This window comes from Pseudoalteromonas sp. 0303, from assembly GCF_013349995.1.
Lineage (GTDB): Bacteria > Pseudomonadota > Gammaproteobacteria > Enterobacterales > Alteromonadaceae > Pseudoalteromonas.
This window is the reverse complement of the sequence record NZ_JABVXF010000002.1, coordinates 119008-136584: the sequence shown is the minus strand read 5'-3', so window position 1 is coordinate 136584 and position 17577 is coordinate 119008. Positions and strand designations below refer to the sequence as shown.

Annotated in this window: 14 protein-coding genes; 11 read left to right on the top strand and 3 right to left on the bottom strand. The window is 42.7% G+C overall.

Annotated elements, in window-relative coordinates; all coding sequences use genetic code 11:
* Positions 1 to 60: 60 nt before the first annotated feature.
* The 4 genes from purL (at position 61) to HUS62_RS02755 (ending at position 7072) form a co-directional block, all read left to right on the top strand.
* Positions 61 to 3945, top strand: coding sequence for a phosphoribosylformylglycinamidine synthase (gene purL / locus HUS62_RS02770; protein WP_175078466.1), 3885 nt, complete (start codon positions 61 to 63; stop codon positions 3943 to 3945).
* Positions 3946 to 4083: 138 nt separating this feature from the next.
* Positions 4084 to 6552, top strand: a complete 2469-nt coding sequence (locus tag HUS62_RS02765) for a YdbH domain-containing protein (protein WP_175078465.1) — start codon at positions 4084 to 4086, stop codon at positions 6550 to 6552.
* Entirely contained in the window at positions 6545 to 6727 is a 183-nt protein-coding gene (locus tag HUS62_RS02760; RefSeq protein ID WP_054551055.1) for a YnbE family lipoprotein, read from the top strand. The genes HUS62_RS02765 and HUS62_RS02760 overlap by 8 nt, the downstream gene beginning before the upstream one ends.
* Before the next feature lie 9 nt (positions 6728 to 6736).
* A complete protein-coding gene (locus HUS62_RS02755) occupies positions 6737 to 7072 on the top strand; it encodes a YdbL family protein (protein WP_054551056.1) in 336 nt (111 codons plus the stop codon).
* 75 nt (positions 7073 to 7147) lie between these two features.
* Here HUS62_RS02755 and HUS62_RS02750 read toward each other — a convergent pair whose 3' ends face one another.
* Together HUS62_RS02750 and waaA are read right to left on the bottom strand one after the other, a co-directional pair.
* Complete coding sequence (locus HUS62_RS02750) at positions 7148 to 7690, bottom strand: DUF1415 domain-containing protein (RefSeq protein WP_054561196.1); 543 nt, start codon at positions 7688 to 7690, stop codon at positions 7148 to 7150.
* Between the two features lie 50 nt (positions 7691 to 7740).
* On the bottom strand, positions 7741 to 9000 hold the full coding sequence (gene waaA, locus HUS62_RS02745; RefSeq protein WP_175078464.1) for a lipid IV(A) 3-deoxy-D-manno-octulosonic acid transferase: 1260 nt from the start codon (positions 8998 to 9000) through the stop codon (positions 7741 to 7743).
* A 153-nt stretch (positions 9001 to 9153) separates the two neighbouring features.
* Between waaA and HUS62_RS02740 the strand changes: the two genes are divergently transcribed.
* From HUS62_RS02740 to hldE, 3 genes are read left to right on the top strand one after another with little or no spacing between them, the layout of a single operon-like run.
* Positions 9154 to 10641, top strand: coding sequence for a capsule assembly Wzi family protein (locus HUS62_RS02740; protein WP_175078463.1), 1488 nt, complete (start codon positions 9154 to 9156; stop codon positions 10639 to 10641).
* A 32-nt stretch (positions 10642 to 10673) separates the two neighbouring features.
* Positions 10674 to 11264, top strand: a complete 591-nt coding sequence (locus HUS62_RS02735) for an SIS domain-containing protein (RefSeq protein WP_054560969.1) — start codon at positions 10674 to 10676, stop codon at positions 11262 to 11264.
* The gene (gene hldE / locus HUS62_RS02730) at positions 11264 to 12703 is read left to right on the top strand and encodes a bifunctional D-glycero-beta-D-manno-heptose-7-phosphate kinase/D-glycero-beta-D-manno-heptose 1-phosphate adenylyltransferase HldE (RefSeq protein ID WP_175078510.1); all 1440 of its coding nucleotides are present in this window, start codon (positions 11264 to 11266) and stop codon (positions 12701 to 12703) included. Before HUS62_RS02735 ends, hldE begins: the two co-directional genes overlap by 1 nt.
* Here hldE and HUS62_RS02725 read toward each other — a convergent pair.
* Positions 12693 to 13415: a 3-deoxy-D-manno-octulosonic acid kinase gene (locus HUS62_RS02725; RefSeq protein WP_175078462.1), complete on the bottom strand. Its 723-nt coding sequence runs from the start codon at positions 13413 to 13415 to the stop codon at positions 12693 to 12695. The two genes, hldE and HUS62_RS02725, sit on opposite strands and share 11 nt — an antisense overlap.
* Before the next feature lie 124 nt (positions 13416 to 13539).
* Between HUS62_RS02725 and HUS62_RS02720 the strand changes: the two genes are divergently transcribed.
* The 4 genes from HUS62_RS02720 to tdh all read left to right on the top strand — a co-directional run bounded on the left by HUS62_RS02720 (position 13540) and on the right by tdh (position 17576).
* Positions 13540 to 14598 (top strand): glycosyltransferase family 9 protein, encoded by a 1059-nt coding sequence (locus tag HUS62_RS02720; RefSeq protein ID WP_175078461.1) that lies wholly within the window; start codon positions 13540 to 13542, stop codon positions 14596 to 14598.
* The gene (gene gmhB / locus HUS62_RS02715) at positions 14598 to 15149 is read left to right on the top strand and encodes a D-glycero-beta-D-manno-heptose 1,7-bisphosphate 7-phosphatase (protein ID WP_175078460.1); all 552 of its coding nucleotides are present in this window, start codon (positions 14598 to 14600) and stop codon (positions 15147 to 15149) included. The genes HUS62_RS02720 and gmhB overlap by 1 nt, the downstream gene beginning before the upstream one ends.
* 149 nt (positions 15150 to 15298) lie before the next feature.
* A complete protein-coding gene (locus HUS62_RS02710; protein WP_054560964.1) occupies positions 15299 to 16495 on the top strand; it encodes a glycine C-acetyltransferase in 1197 nt (398 codons plus the stop codon).
* A gap of 55 nt (positions 16496 to 16550) precedes the next feature.
* Positions 16551 to 17576, top strand: coding sequence for an L-threonine 3-dehydrogenase (gene tdh / locus HUS62_RS02705; RefSeq protein ID WP_054551064.1), 1026 nt, complete (start codon positions 16551 to 16553; stop codon positions 17574 to 17576).
* Position 17577 lies beyond the last annotated feature (1 nt).

The window sequence follows — 17577 nt, the reverse complement described above, 5'->3', positions numbered from 1 at the left end:
TTTGCACTATAATATGCGCCTAAAATATCGTTCAATCCCTAACCCCGGATGAAAATACCTATGTTGATCCTTCGTGGTGCACCAGCACTTTCCGATTTTAGAGTTCAGAAAATTTTAGCGCGTTGCCAACAGGCACAACTTCCAGTCACTGACGTTTATGCTGAGTTCATGCATTTTGCTGATCTTACAGCCGAGCTTTCAGCTGATGAGCAAACCAAGCTGGAAAAACTGCTTACTTATGGTCCAACAATTGCCGAGCATACCCCTGCTGGCACGTTAATTCTTGTAACGCCGCGTCCAGGTACTATCTCGCCTTGGGCATCAAAAGCAACTGACATCGCACATAACTGTGGCTTAAGCCAAGTTCACCGTGTTGAGCGTGGTATTGCATACTACGTAGAAGGTAATTTATCAGCTGAGCAAACAGCTGAAGTTGCAGCGTTATTACATGACCGCATGACTGAAGCAACGCACGCGGATATGGCTGATGCAGCTAAATTATTCCGTCACGATGAGCCGCGTCCAATGTCATCAGTTGACATTTTAGGTGGTGGCCGTGAAGCGCTTGCAAAAGCAAACGTTGAGCAAGGTTTTGCGCTTGCAGATGACGAAATTGATTACTTGGTAGAAAACTTCCAAAAGTTAGGGCGTAACCCGAACGACATCGAATTATTCATGTTCGCGCAAGCAAACTCTGAGCATTGTCGTCACAAAATCTTTAACGCCGACTGGACAATTGATGGCATCGAACAGCCAAAATCATTGTTCAAAATGATCAAAAACACTTACGAGCAAAACCCTGAAAACGTACTATCTGCATATAAAGATAACGCAGCGGTAATGAAGGGTTCGTTAGCAGGTCGTTTCTTCCCTAATGTTGAAGGTGAGTACGCGTACCATCAAGAAAACATCGAAATCTTGATGAAAGTTGAAACTCACAACCACCCAACAGCGATTGCGCCATTCTCAGGTGCATCAACAGGTTCTGGTGGTGAAATTCGTGATGAAGGTGCAACAGGCCGCGGCTCTAAACCTAAAGCTGGTTTAGTTGGCTTCACTGTATCTAACCTACGTATTCCTGGTTACGAGCAGCCATGGGAAACAGACTTCGGTAAGCCTGGTCGTATCGTTAATGCACTTGATATTATGACTGAAGGTCCATTAGGTGGTGCGGCATTCAATAACGAATTTGGTCGTCCTAACTTACTTGGCTACTTCCGTACGTACGAAGAGAAAGTATCAAGCCATAACGGTGAAGAAGTACGTGGTTACCACAAGCCAATCATGCTTGCAGGTGGTTTAGGTAACATTCGTTCTGAACATGTTCAAAAAGGTGAAATCCCTGTAGGTGCTAAGCTAATTGCACTAGGTGGTCCGGCAATGAACATCGGTCTTGGTGGTGGTGCTGCCTCTAGTATGACATCAGGTCAATCAAACGAAGACTTAGACTTTGCATCTGTGCAGCGTGAAAACCCAGAAATGGAACGTCGTTGTCAGGAAGTTATCGATAAATGTTGGCAGCTAGGTGATGCAAACCCAATTGCTTTCATCCACGATGTAGGTGCAGGTGGTCTTTCAAACGCATTCCCTGAGCTTGTAGACGACGGTGGTCGTGGTGGTAAATTCCAACTTCGTGACATTCCAAACGATGAGCCGGGTATGGCACCACACGAAATTTGGTGTAACGAATCTCAAGAGCGTTACGTATTAGCTGTTGCAGCAGAAGACTTCGCGCGCTTCGAAGCAATCTGTAAACGTGAACGTGCAGAATATGCTGTTATTGGTGAAGCAACAGAAGAGCGTCACTTAACGGTTGAAGATAGCCACTTCGGTAACAACCCAGTTGATCTTCCGCTTGATGTTTTACTTGGTAAAGCACCAAAAATGCACCGTGAAGTTGAATCGAAAAAAGCACAATCGCAACCATTAGACGTTGCTAACATTGATGCTGCAGACGCTGCACAGCGTTTATTACGCTTACCAACGATTGCTGAGAAAACATTCTTAATCACCATTGGTGACCGTACGGTAACGGGTTTAGTTGCGCGTGACCAAATGGTAGGTCCTTGGCAGGTGCCAGTAGCAAACTGTGCGGTAACAGCCGCTGCGTTTGATACTTACCACGGTGAAGCAATGTCATTAGGTGAACGTACACCAGCTGCACTTTTAAACTACGGTGCTTCTGCTCGTTTAGCTGTGGCTGAGTCACTAACGAACATCGCGTGTGCTAACATCGGTGGCCTTGAAAATATCAAGCTATCTGCAAACTGGATGGCTGCAGCAGGTCACCCTGGCGAAGATGCAGGTCTTTACGAAGCTGTTAAAGCAGTAGGTGAAGAGCTTTGTCCGGCACTTGGTTTAACAATCCCTGTGGGTAAAGACTCAATGTCGATGAAAACTCAATGGGATGAAAACGGCGAGCAAAAATCGGTTACTGCACCATTATCATTGATCATTACTGCTTTTGGTCGTGTTGAAGATGTTCGTAAAACAGTAACGCCACAGCTACGTACTGATAAAGGTGAGTCATCACTACTATTAGTTGATTTAGGTGCGGGTCAAAACCGTATGGGCGCATCAAGCCTTGCACAGGTTTATAAGCAATTAGGTGATGTGACACCTGATGTTGATAACCCAGCACTATTAAAAGGTTTCTATGAAGCAATGCAAGCGCTTGTTGCTGATAACAAGTTACTTGCTTACCATGACCGTTCAGACGGTGGTTTATTCACGACTATCGCTGAAATGGCATTTGCTGGTCACACAGGTGTAACTGTTGACCTTGCTGGCTTAACAGGTTCAGACATCGAAGCGCTTTATAATGAAGAGCTAGGTGCGGTTATCCAAGTGGCAAACGCTGATTTAGACGCGGTGAAAGCAGTTCTTGCAGATCACGGCTTAGCAGCTATCAGTCATGAAATTGGTGCACTAAACGCTGATGACCGCGTGCTATTCACTCGTGGTGATGATGTGGTTCTTAACCATACGCGTACTGAGCTTCGTACGATTTGGGCAGAAACAACTTACCAAATGCAGGCACGTCGTGATAACCCTGAGTGTGCTAAGCAAGAGTTTGACGCTAAATTTGACGCCAAAGACCCAGGTCTTAACGTAAAACTAAGCTTTGACTTAAACGAAGATGTTGCAGCGCCTTACATTGCAACGGGTGCGAAGCCGAAAATGGCGATTCTACGTGAGCAAGGCGTTAACTCTCACTTAGAAATGGCTGCGGCATTTAACCGTGCAGGCTTTGCAGCGGTTGACGTGCACATGAGCGACATTCTTGAAGGTCGTTTAACACTTGAGCAATTTAAAGGCTTAGTGGCATGTGGTGGTTTCTCTTACGGTGACGTATTAGGTGCAGGTGAAGGCTGGGCTAAGTCAATCTTATTTAATGAGATGGCGCGTGAGCAGTTCCAAAGCTTCTTCCACCGCGAAGATACATTCAGCTTAGGTGTGTGTAATGGCTGTCAAATGCTTTCAACATTGAAAGAATTGATCCCAGGCACTGAGCACTGGCCACGTTTCGTAACGAATAAGTCAGAGCGTTTTGAAGCTCGCTTTAGCCTTGTAGAAGTACAAGAAAACCCATCGGTATTCTTTAATGGTATGGCAGGTTCACGTATGCCTATCGCTGTTTCACATGGTGAAGGTCATGCTGAGTTCGCAAATGGTGATGCAGTTAAAGCAGCGCTTGAGTCAGGTACTGTGGCAGTGAAGTTTGTTGATAACTACGGTAACCCAACAACGCAATACCCAGCTAACCCGAATGGCTCACCAGAAGGTATCACAGGTATTACCTCTACTGACGGTCGTGCAACGGTGATGATGCCGCACCCAGAGCGTGTATTCCGTACGGTTGCTAACTCATGGCACCCAGATGAGTGGCGTGAAGATAGCCCATGGATGCGTATGTTCCGCAACGCTCGTAAAAACGTTGGCTAGAACTTAGTTAGTTATGTACCTAGCTATACAAGCTAGGTTCATACAAACCGTTTAAACTAAAAAGGCTGCACTATTAAGTGCAGCCTTTTTGTTTATAATGGTGCTAGTAAGTGTAAGTTCAAAGGCAAGGAGAGTTTTTTGAGTTTTAAGCGGGTAAGCGTAGGGTTGCTAGGTATCGTGCTAAGCATGCTGCTGTTGGCGTATCTGTTCAGGCTACCACTGACATCGTGGTACTTAACGCCTATGCTTAGTAAAAATGGCGTTGCGCTTCACTGCATTGATTGGTCATTGACCAGCCAGCTTGATTTAAATATCGAGAAATTATGCTTAACTTATCAAGGGCAGCAAATAGAGTTAGCTGGCATTATTGCGAATAACCAACAGGTTAGGGTTTCTCGCGCTAACCTCATCGTTAGTGACCTTACAAATAAACAACAACCAGACGCTTCAAAGACTGAATTTAAAAAGCTTGCCTTGGTATTACCCGAGCAAAGGCCGCTAATAAGCATTGAGCAGCTTGATGTAGTCTCACCGTTTACCGACACCCCTGTTAGGCTGGCGGTACAAGAAAAACGCCTAAATCATTTTACGATTTCACGGGATCTCAATGCTGACGTTGTAATATCTAATTATGAAGTCAAAGCCAACATCACGTTTGATGAGCAAGTGGCTGAGCGGTTCGTAACATTGCCAACAAGCAGCCATTTTACCACTCAGTCACAGATTAAGTTTGATGGAATTACAGTTGCAATTGAAAGCTCAATTAATGCAAGTTATCAGCATGCAATAGAACAGTGCGACCTAGGCTTTAACACTGAAGGACAATTGAGTGCTAAGTATCAATTAAATCAACAGCACTTATACGCGGATTTATCAGCTTTACAAAATCAGCTTAGCGCAAACCGAGATTGCTTAAACACCATAGCAGATCAACAGCATCAATCATTTATTGAAGCCCAGTTACCGCTTACTTGGCAGTTACACATAGAAAAACCAGTGAGTGTAGAAGATAAAAATCTTTCAGCCCCAATCATAAAGCTGCAAGCTATAGAAGGGCAAAGTGAGGTGACTGTCAGTAATACATCCCTTTCTTTGCTGGATCCGCTCACATCACTGAATAGCCAAGTTAGCATTGATTTTAATAGTAAAGATATAGATGAGCTTAAGCTCAACGCGCATTTGCATGAAAGCAGCGTTAGCGCTGATTTTCAACTGTCGGTGGATTCACTACCTACATTTTTAGATTTTCAGGCTGATGGCGCTCTGGTTGAGGGGATTGGGGCTAAAGGAAAGCTAGATATCGATGAGTTATTTACTAGCCCGACAGCTAAACTGAATACCAATATCAGTGTTAAAAATGCCCTAATATCGGGTGCACATTTAGCTGATTTTAGCAGCGCAATTAACGCTGAGTATAATGCCCAGCAGCACCTCGTTGTTAACGCTAATAGCAAGGTTAAATCATTAACTTATGATGATATTAACGCAGCAAAAATTAGCAATGAGCTTACTCTTAGTACAGATCTCAGTGTGGGGGAGTTATTTGCTGATATTGATGCCAAAACCACTGCCGCTAAATTATCAACAGCAGAGCTCACCTTAAATAAGTTGTCAGTTGTTTCAAAGGCTCTTCAAAGCCGCGCCTTGCAGGCAACGCATCATGTATTTGCAGATGGATTTGAAGCACTTGTTAGTCATCATATGTCTGAGGTTGCTCACCCATTTGAATTGGTGATACCAGAGCAGGCAGTATCCAAACTAAACCCAATAATTGCTCAGTTTGAGCCGCTTGCTACAGTCACCGACGGAGTCGTTTCGGGCAATATAAAAGGGGATGTAAATCTTCAACAAGCACAAGGGCGCGTGCAAATAAGTAAATTCAGTGCGCTTTATAATGATTATCTAGCGAATGATTTTGCAGTGAATTTGAACGGCACGTTTAATTCAGGGCAGCTTAATATTGCAGCGACTAAATTTACACTCAATGAACTGCGCGCAGGTGCCGTGGTCAAAAATATACAAGGTCAGTTGCAGGTAACGGCTAATCAGCCTTGCGCAGTTAATCTAACTGGTCAGGTTATGGGCGGGGCGTTTGTGGTGAATAAGTACTGCCCACTCAGTGATAACCAAACAGCGACTGTTAAATTTGAAAACATTGATGCCAGCAAATTGGTCACCCTTGATGCTGAATCAGGGATTAGCTTAAGTGGGCGCTTAGCAGGCACCTTACCCGTAGTAATAAGTAAACAGGGCATTGAGGTAAAGCAAGGGCAGTTAGTTAATCAAGGTGATGGTAAATTACTGATCACCAATAATGCGGGTTTTGACGCTGTAAAAGCGCAGCAACAGGAACTGAGTACCACGCTGAGTTTACTTGAGAATTTAGATATTAAAAAACTACGTAGCAGTGTTAACCTCAAACCGGATGGATGGTTGCATTTAGGTGTTAATTTAGAGGGTTATAATGAAGCGCAGCAGCAAGCAGTGAACTTTAATTATAATCATGAAGAGAATGTATTTACTTTACTTAGAGCGCTGCGTTTAAGTGATGAAATTACTCAAAAAGTTGAGAAAGAGTATGCAAAAAAAGGAAGCAATGATGGCTAAGTGGTTAGTAATGCTGACGGCAGTAGGCATGCTTAGTGCCTGTACCCACCGTGTTGAGGTGGCAGCAAAAGAGCCGATTACAATCAACTTAAATGTAAAAGTTGACCATGAGATCCGCGTAAAAGTGGATAAAGAACTTGATACCTTATTCAGTGATGACAGCGAATTATTCTAAGGAGCACACATGCGTAAATTACAACTTAAAAAACTAAATGTGATCACCTTGATCAGTGCTGTTTGTTTATCTTTCTCTGCTTGGGCTATCAGCCTTGATGATGCAAAAAGCCAAGGCTTAGTGGGTGAAGACAGCTCAGGCTATTTAGGTTTAGTGGTTAATAACAGCGAAGCAAAAGCGGTCGTTGATGAAATTAATGCAAAGCGTAAAGAGCAATATTTAAAACTTGCGAAAAAGAATAATCTTTCGTTAGCGCAAGTTGAAGCCCTTGCTGCGGCAAAAACTATCGAGAAAACTAAGCCGGGTCACTACATTGAAGTGAACGGTGAGTGGGTAAAAAAATAGCTCACTAAATTTAATAGCTATAAAAAATAAAAAGCCAGCATTGCTGGCTTTTTATCTATTAAACACCGGTAGGTGTTAGCGCTTATCGATGCAGTTTTGCAGCAGCTGCTGCCAAAAGTCGATGCCTTTGCGCCTTGCTAGTTTAATGTTGTGCTCTGGGATAGATTCGGGTTCATCGTAGCTGTCTAACGCTTCGCTCATACTGGCTTCGCGGATCAAATGCAGTGTTGGGTAAGGTGCACGATTCGTATAGTTTGCAGCATCGCTGTCATCGCTATCAGCAAACACATAGTCAGGGTGAAAGTTGGCTATTTGATACTTACCTTCATAGCCTTGCGCAGCTAAAAGCGCATTGGCTAAATCGACTAAATCTAAGAACTCTTCAAAATCCTTAAAGCCTTGCTCAAACATTAACAAAGTGGTTTCGCGCTCTGCTTGTTGGTCTAACGCGCTACATTGCTCAAGCATATCCATTACTGCATCATCAAGCGTAATAGACTGACTGATTTGATAATGAATGCAATTGCTTTCAACTTCTTTACGGGCAAACGGGCAGAAATTGTATTTTACGATTACGCTTGATACCCATTCGCGCATTTGTATTTCTGGGCGATTCATCGCTTGCTTTGAAGTCACATTATTTCTCTATTCTATTTTACTTTTCTATCTTACTTTTCTAAGTAATGCTCAATTAAATTAACCGTTTTACTGATGGCGCCTTGATTGTTAGCAACGCATTTCGCAGCTTGTTGACCGAGCTTAATCGTCTTTTGTAGATCAGTGCTCAAAGCGATAAGTGTGTCAGCAAGGTGATTTTCATCGGTAACGGTTTTAGCTCCTTGAGCACTAATCAGCTCAGGATAAATATGGTCAAAGTTATAGGTATGAGGACCTGCTAATACGCCAACAGAAAACGCTGCTGACTCTAACGGATTATGGCCGCCTCGCTCGATTAAACTACCACCAACATAGCTGATGTTTGCCACACCATATAAGCATTGTAACTCACCTAACGTGTCAGCTAACACAACTTGTTGGTTGTTATAGTTATCTTCACTGCGACGACTAAAGCTCAAATTTGAGCTTTTTAAAACTTCAGCGACTTTATCAAATTGCTCTGGGTGACGTGGAGCAATAATCAAAAGTGCGTTGGGTAACGCTTTTAATAGCTTCTCATGAGCAGTTAAAATAAGCTCATGTTCAACAGGGTGAGTGGAGCCTGCAACCCAGATAAAGCGCTCATTGTTATACTGTTTTTTTAGTGCTGCGACTTTATTTAATTGCTCTTCTGTAGGCGTGATATCAAATTTAATTGAGCCAAATACGCGTGCCTTTTCAGGTTTTAAACCAAGTTCAATAAAACGTTTGGCATCATTTTGATTATGACTGGCCAGGTCACTAATAGACTGCATTATCACCTTAGTTAAAGGCATTACCTTTTGGTAGCCTTGCTGTGATTTAGCTGAAAGTCGGGCATTTAAAACAAGTACTTTTGTGCCGGTGTTGTTGCTTTGCACCATAAGGTTTGGCCAAAGCTCAGTTTCTAAAATACACAGTACCTTTGGCTGGATACGTTTTAAAAATCGATTCGTAGCGAAGAAAAAATCAATCGGTAAATAACAGCAGCTAACCGCATCTTTAAAGTTTTTCTTTATTTGCTCGCGACCCGTTGGGGTATTACAGGTTACTAAAATAGTAAGTGCTGGATTTTCTGATTGAACGGCCTTAATAAGCGGCGTTGCTGCTAAAACTTCCCCTACAGAGGCACAATGGAAAACAACATCGTGATGCGACAAATTCGAAAAGCCAAAGCGCTCAGCAAAATGCTCACGGTAACCCTTATTCTTTTTGCCACGTAAAACATACAGGTAAAAAACAACCAGTGGGCTTAGTAGGTATAAAAGTAAAGAGTATAAAATGCGCGCCATTGCTTAGCCTAAATGGGTAAAACGTTATGATAGCGTGGAACATACGCAATCTAAATATAAAATGTTAAAAACGGTTATCAATGAGAGTTTTAAGTGTTTACTATTGGCATATTTGGTAGTATTTCGGTTACTTAACAAATCAACGAAGCAATTATGAAATTTAAAATGATAAAAGCCTCGGTAATAGGTGCCTTATTAAGTTGCTCAATGCCTTTATTTGCAACACCAACCGCTTATTTACCAATGGGTATGGATGCACAGCTTGATCATCAATTAGATACTTTGTTTGCACTAACAATTGGCACTCCTATGGCTAAGCCTTACCGTTTAGCAGAAGTCGAGAAAGCACTTTTGGTGCTTGAAAAGCAAGAGCCAAGGTTAGCTGCTGCGATTCGTTCAAAAATAAAGCCATATCAAAGTGATGATGCAGTTACTCGCGTTGGTGTAAAACTGCAAGTAGACACAGATAATACAAAGAAAATTGCTAACCAACGCGGACTCAGTTCTGATGAGTGGGGACAAGGCTTTTTTGAAGGTATTTGGCGCGCCAATGATTATACGTTAGTACAAGTTGGTGTTGATTATCGAACCAAAGCAAATAAGTTTGTAAATTACAATTCGTTTATCAGTTTTGCTGGTGAAGATTTACAGTTGAACCTGGGTTACAAAGAACATTGGTTCTCGCCGTTTAAGCATTCTGCGCAGATCATTTCTACCAACGCTAAAACAGCGCCCTCTATCTCAATTGGAATGGTAAAGCCGGCCCATAATTGGTGGAATTTTGATTTTGAATTGTATTATTCAGAATTAGAACATGTTGATAATGGTATTCTTTACCAAGGTGAGCTTCATAGTGGTACACCAAAGCTCGCAGGAACGCATTTTAGTATTGAGCCACTTGATGGTTGGAAGCTGGGTCTTAATCGAATGATGCAGTTTGGCGGTGGTCCTCGTAAAGTAGATGCTGGTGATGTGGTGGACGCATTTTTTGATCCGGCAGGTAATGACAACTCAGGCCTTACTGGTAGTAAAGATAATGAGTTAGGTGACCAATACGTAACAATTACCAGCACTGTGAATTTTAATTGGGGAATGCCAGTTGAGCTTTACTTTGAATATGGTGGTGAAGATACAAAAAATCATAAGAACTACCAATTTGGTAATACTGTTAGTAATTTTGGTTTCTTCTTACCAAAGCTGAGTAATGGGATGTCGCTTAGGTATGAATATACCAATATGCACAGCTTGTGGTACGTCAATGAAATTTACCCTGCATATGGTAATACGGTTGGTGGTTTTGTAACGGGTCACTATGCAGCTGATCAGCGATATACTGACTTACATGCCAATGGCGTTGCGAGAGTTTACGCCGATGCGCCTCCCACACAAGTGCACAGCATGGAGTTAACTTATAGTGAAAGCTACCGTTCATTCTGGCGTAGTAAGCTAACATTGATAGAGAATGAAAGTAACTATTTAAATGAGTGGGGTCAAACGACTGGTGTTTATGAACGTGCCGTTGAACTTCAACTAAGTAACACTCGTCAAATAGACGAGCATACATTAGAGACAACTCTTACCTATGGTGAAGATGTATTTGGAGATAACTATACTTGGTTATCTGTTGCCTATTTTTGGTAAGCAAAGCCGTTAATACTTTTTAAGGAATTTATATGTCTAATCTTGATTCTGTAGCGGCAAGCTACCTCGAAAGTTTAAATCGTCATCAAATGTTATTTGAAACGATGGAAACCTATCACCCTGAAGTAATGCAACTACTCGAAGCTTGTCACAGCGCTTTGCAAGCAGGTGGTAAGGTTATTTGGTTTGGTAATGGCGGTAGTGCGGCTGATGCACAGCATTTAGCTGCTGAGTTTGTCGTACGTTACAAATTGGAGCGCGGTCCACTGGCTTCTATCGCATTAACAACAGACACCTCAATTTTAACCGCTCACAGTAACGACTATCACTTTGATACTGTATTTGAGCGCCAAGTGCAGGCGTTATGTAAACCTGAAGATTTGGTGATTGGCTTAACCACCTCAGGCACTAGCCCTAACATCAATCTTGCACTGGCAGCGGCAAATGAAATCGGCGCCTTTACTGTGGCATTAACAGGCCGAGATGGTGGCAAGGTAAAAGATATCGCTAAGCTACCTATTATTATTAAAAATGATGAAACCGCGCGTATCCAAGAAGCGCATATGTTTATCGGGCATTGGCTATGCGAAGCCATCGATATGGTTGTAGCGGAGCAAAAGTAATGGATTTAGCGTTACTAAAAAACCTTTCAAAGGCACGTATTTTAGTCGTTGGTGATGTCATGCTAGATAGATATTGGCATGGCGATTCAGGACGTATTTCGCCTGAAGCCCCTGTACCTGTTGTTAAAGTCAGTAAATTTGAAGACAAAGCTGGTGGTGCAGCAAACGTCGCAAAAAATATTGCCCGTTTAGATGGTAGAGTGGGCCTACTCGGCTTAGTTGGTGAAGATGAAAGCGGGCAAATCCTCGAAACAATTTTAAGTTCAGAGAAAATTGATTCGCAACTAGTGAGTGTTTGTGATTTACCGACTATTTCTAAAATGCGAGTAATCAGCCGTCATCAGCAAGTTGTTCGATTAGACCTTGAAGAGAGCTTTACTGAGCAACACAGCCAATTGTTATTAAACCGTTTAGAGCTGGTTTTAGATGACTACGATTTTGTGTTGTTTTCTGATTACAACAAAGGCTCACTGAGCTTAATTCAACAAATGGTTCAGGTTGCAAAGAAAGCAGGTAAAACGGTTCTTATTGATCCTAAATCATCTGATTTAAACTTATACCGTGGTGCCGATTACATAACCCCTAACTTAAACGAATTTAAGCTTGCTGGTGGTTTGACGGACTCTGAACAAAACTTGACTGACAGCGCTCGTAAGTTAATTAGTGAAGCGGGCATCGCTGCGATGCTATTAACGCGCTCAGAGCAGGGGATGTCGTTAATCAGCCAAGCAGAAAAACATGATTTTGCAGCCCAGCAGCTTGAAGTTAGCGATGTTACTGGCGCCGGCGATACCGTAATCGCGACGCTTGCAGTGATGCTTGGTGCGGGAATGGCAGCAAAAGGTGCGGTCGAAATTGCCAACCTTGCTGCCGGAATTGCGGTGAGTAAACTGGGTGCCGCAACTGTGTCGCCAGAAGAGTTGAGCCGTAAGCTTGGCCAATATTTGCAGCAAACTGGCGAGCATTACCAAACGCCGTTTGAAGATGTGCTTCAGCATATTGAATTTGCTAAGCAAAATGGTGAAAAAATAGTGTTCACTAATGGCTGTTTTGACATTCTTCATGCAGGCCATGTACGCTACCTTGCTCAGGCTAAAGCGCGTGGCGATAGACTTGTTGTTGGCTTAAATAATGACGAATCAATCTCTCGTTTAAAAGGCCCAGAAAGACCAATTAATCCGCTGGATGAACGCGCCATGGTATTAAGTGCACTGGCGTCAGTTGATTGGGTTATTCCATTTGGCAGCATTGAAGAAAATGACACGCCAGCTAAGCTTATTGAGCAAATTAGCCCTGATGTACTGGTTAAAGGCGGTGATTACACCGTTGACCAAATTGCTGGTGCCGATCATGTATTACGCCATGGCGGCAAAGTCGAAGTACTTGAGTTTCTTAATGGGTGCTCAACATCAAACGTAATTAGCAAAATTAAGTCTTAAGCAATGCTTGGTAGTCACACACCAGTGACTGCCAATCACTTTGTTGCCAATGCATCACTTCATTACGGCCTTGCTCTTTTGCAAACGAACGGGCAAGGCGCTTAATGTTCTCTGTTTGCCAGCTAGCATGTGGCTGTTTGATTTCACCGCGGTCAAAGTCGATGATAAACACCTTACCTGTATCATCGAACAAGATGTTATTGATGTTTAAATCTGCGTGATAGACGCCGTTATTGTGAAACTCGCTGAGAGTCACTGCTATCGCTTTTAGCTCAGACTGGCTAAGTGGGCGCGTGACTAAAATATCTAACACACTTTTTGCGCCTGTCACTGCCTCGGTAATGATATCGCCGCGATAGATTAAGCCACGGGTGGTCACTTTTGCCGCAATAGGTGTAGGCACATTTAGGCCAAGCTCAATTAAGCGCATCATCAGTGTAAACTCTTTATAGACACGAGTTTGCTTTAAACCAAAATATAAGTACTGATCGCTCAGCAACTTACCTATTAAACCACCACGCCAATAGTGACGCAGAACGCCTGTAAGCTGTTGATGTTTAAAAAACCACGCTGTTGCGCGACCTTTTTTTGCACCAACGATTTTATCTTGTTGTTGCCAATAATTGGCATCGAACCACTGTGGCGTGAGCTCATCTTTATAAGCTGGATGACACAAAAGGGTGGTGTTTTGTAGATGCTGAGTTTCAAACATAACAACTTCAAGAGTAAATAAAATTAGCGCTATCTTACCGTATTTTTAGCTTTTCGCATAAGTGCTTGCATTAGCATCAAGTTAATTTAAGATCGCATATTATTTGCTGTAGCTAAGGGCGCACGTGACTCAATCAACCTCCTATTCAGATATTTGTATTTTAAGGCTTTCGGCAATTGGTGATGTATGTCATGCCGTATCAGCAGTGCAAGCGATTCAAAAGGCACATCCGAAGGCAAAAATTACCTGGGTGATTGGTAAAGTTGAGGCCATGTTACTGGCTGATTTACCAGGTGTTGAGTTTGTTGTATTCGATAAAAAGCAGGGCAAGCAGGCTTATCAGCAACTAAAAGATTCGTTCAAGGGGCGTAAATTTGATGTGCTATTACATATGCAAGTAGCACTAAGAGCGAATCTAGCAGTCCGTTGTATTCCGGCAAAAGTCAAAGTGGGGTTTGATTGGGCGCGCTCAAAAGAGTTACATAGCTTGTTTATTAATAAGCGTATTGCCCCGCAATCAGAGGCACATGTATTAGAAGGCTTTAAAGGTTTTGCTCAAGCAATAGGGACCCCTGATTACACACCTCAATGGCAAATGCCAATTACTGCACAGCACCAAAAAGCAGCCGATGCGCTATTAGGCGATGAGCGTTTAGCTGGGCGTATTTTTGTTATCTCGCCTGCGGCAAGTAAAAAAGAGCGTAATTGGTTACCTGAGCGTTATGCTGCACTTGCTGAATATGCTCATCAACAAGGCTTTTCGGTGGTTATTACTGGCGGCCCAACCCCTTTAGAAATTGAACTTGCCGAGCAAATTATCGCGCAGAGTTCGGCACCTGTGCTTAACTTAGTAGGGAAAACTCAGCTAAAAGAGTTGTTATGTGTTTTGAAACGTGCGGCGTTAGTGCTAGCTCCTGATACTGGGCCTGCACATATGGCTGTAACGGTAGGAACGCCTGTTATTGGTTTGTATGCCCACTCAAACCCAAAACGCACAGGGCCTTATTTATACCAAGGTTATGTTGTTGAGGTTTATCACCAAAATTTACGTGAGCAAACAGGCAAAACAGCGCAAGAGCTACCTTGGGGAACACGTGTTAAAGGGGCTGATTTAATGGCGCAAATCAGTGTTGAAAAGGTGATTTCGATGTTTGACCACGTGGTAGATAAAGAGCAATTGTAATGAACAAAGTTTTATTTTTAGACCGTGATGGTGTGGTCAATATTGATCATGGCTATGTATACAAACCAGAAGAGTTTGAATTTGTACCCGGTGTATTTGAGGCGTGCAAAGCTTTTGCTGATGCTGGTTATAAAATTGTGGTGGTAACTAATCAGTCAGGTATTGGCCGTGGTTATTATTCAGAGCAAGATTTTTACAACCTCACTGAGTGGATGAAAGGCGAGTTTTTACGCCATGGCGTTGCTATTCTTGATGTCTATTTTTGTCCGCATCATCCAAGCAAAGCAGAACCTGCCTATTTGCAAGAGTGTAATTGTCGTAAGCCTTCTCCAGGTATGCTTTTACAAGCCATTGATGAGCATCAAATCAATCCATCTCAAAGTATTATGGTTGGTGATAAGCTTGGCGACCTTATTGCCGCTGAGAGAGCCAATATCGCTACCCGCGTTTTAGTTCGTTCAGGGCAAAGCTATGCCGAGTCAACAGAACAACATGCCGATGTCGTCTGTGAGTCTTTAGCTGAGTTACCTGTTTTAATTTTACAGTCTTAGCAGGTAAGACCAGTTTTATTTCGCAAGCCTTAAGGCCTGCGACGAACTGCAAACAGTGCAATTGTTCGTCTAAGCTTTTACAATAGGCGCAAAATTTAATGTCATGCTAATCATTTCTGGTTAGATACAAGAATATGTGGAGATTACAGATGAGAGCATCTGCGTTTTTTAATCAGTTGCAGCAGCAAATTGATGAAGTGAAAGCTGAAGGCTTATACAAAAGCGAGCGTGTTATCACGTCACAGCAACAGGCTCAAATTGAAGTTGCCTCTGGTGATAAGGTCATTAACTTTTGTGCTAATAACTACCTTGGCTTAGCAAATAGCCCAGAGTTAATTAAAGCAGCTCAACAAGGCCTTGACGATCATGGTTTTGGTGTTGCGTCTGTACGCTTTATTTGTGGTACTCAAGATATTCATAAAACTTTAGAGCAAAAGATCTCTGAGTTCTTAGAAACCGAAGACACTATTCTTTACTCATCATGTTTTGATGCCAACGCAGGTTTATTCGAAACAATCTTAGGCCCAGATGATGCAATCATCTCTGACGCTCTTAACCACGCTTCGATCATTGACGGTGTGCGTCTTTGTAAAGCAAAGCGTTTCCGCTATGCAAATAACGACATGAGCGACCTTGAAAAGCAACTTATTGCTGCTGATGAAGCGGGTGCTAAAACTAAGTTAATCGCCACTGACGGTGTTTTCTCAATGGACGGTGTCATTTGTAATCTTGAAGCGGTTTGTGACCTAGCTGATAAATATGATGCATTAGTGATGGTTGATGACTCTCACGCGGTTGGTTTTGTTGGTGAAAATGGTAAAGGTACGCCGGAGTACTGCGGTGTACTTGACCGTGTTGATATCATCACAGGTACCCTTGGTAAAGCACTTGGTGGTGCATCAGGTGGTTACACTTCAGGTAAAAAAGAAATTGTTGAGTGGTTACGCCAACGCTCTCGTCCTTACCTTTTCTCAAACTCACTTGCACCATCAATTGTTACTGCATCAATTAAAGTGCTTGAGATGCTAAGCAATGGCGGCGAGTTACGCGCTAAGCTTTGGGATAACGCAAAGTACTTCCGTGAACAAATGGAAGCAGCAGGATTTACCTGTGCAGGTAAAGACCACGCTATTATCCCTGTCATGTTAGGCGATGCTAAAGTTGCCTCAGCCATGGCTGACAAATTACTTGCCGAAGGTATTTACGTAACAGGTTTCTCATTCCCTGTAGTACCTAAAGGCCAAGCACGTATCCGTACGCAAATTTCTGCGGCGCATACAAAAGAGCAATTAGATACCGCTATTGCTGCCTTTACCCGTATTGGTAAAGAAATGGGTGTTATCTAATTTTATTTCCTAAACCGAAGCTTTTGCTTCGGTTTTGTTTAATTGAGTATAAATCATGAAAGCATTATCTAAATTAAAAGCAGAACCAGGGATCTGGATGACTGATGCACCAAAACCTGAAGTTGGCCATAACGATCTGCTTATTAAAATCCGCAAAACAGCAATTTGTGGAACAGATGTCCATATTTATAAATGGGATGAGTGGGCACAAAATACAATTCCTACGCCAATGGTTGTTGGTCACGAATATGTAGGTGAAGTGGTTGATATGGGTCAGGAAGTCCGTGGTTTCCAAGTGGGTGACCGTGTTTCTGGCGAAGGTCATATTACCTGTGGTCACTGTCGTAACTGTCGCGCTGGTCGTGTGCACTTATGCCGTAATACAACAGGTGTTGGTGTAAACCGTGAAGGTGCATTTGCTGAATACCTTGTGATCCCAGCTTTCAACGCATTTAAAATTCCAGATAACATTCCTGATGAACTAGCATCAATCTTTGACCCATTCGGTAATGCAGTACACACAGCGTTGTCGTTTGACTTAGTAGGTGAAGACGTATTAATCACAGGTGCTGGCCCTATTGGTATCATGGCTGCTGCTGTTGCCAAACATGTTGGTGCACGTCATGTGGTTATCACCGATGTGAACGAATACCGCTTAGATTTAGCACGTAAAATGGGCGCGACTCGTGCTGTAAACGTAGCAACTGAAAAGCTTGAAGATGTAATGAAAGAGCTTGGCATGACCGAAGGCTTTGATATTGGTCTTGAAATGTCAGGTGTGCCAGTTGCATTTAACAGCATGCTAAACAACATGAATCACGGCGGTAAAATTGCCATGTTAGGTATTCCACCTTCAGATATGGCGGTTGATTGGAACCAGGTTATTTTCAAAGGTCTAATTATTAAAGGTATTTACGGCCGTGAAATGTTTGAAACTTGGTATAAGATGGCGAGTCTAATTCAGTCAGGCCTTGATCTGAAACCAATTATCACTCACCAGTTCTCCGTGGATGACTTCCAAGCAGGCTTTGATACAATGATTTCAGGCCAATCAGGTAAAGTAATCCTCAACTGGGATTAAT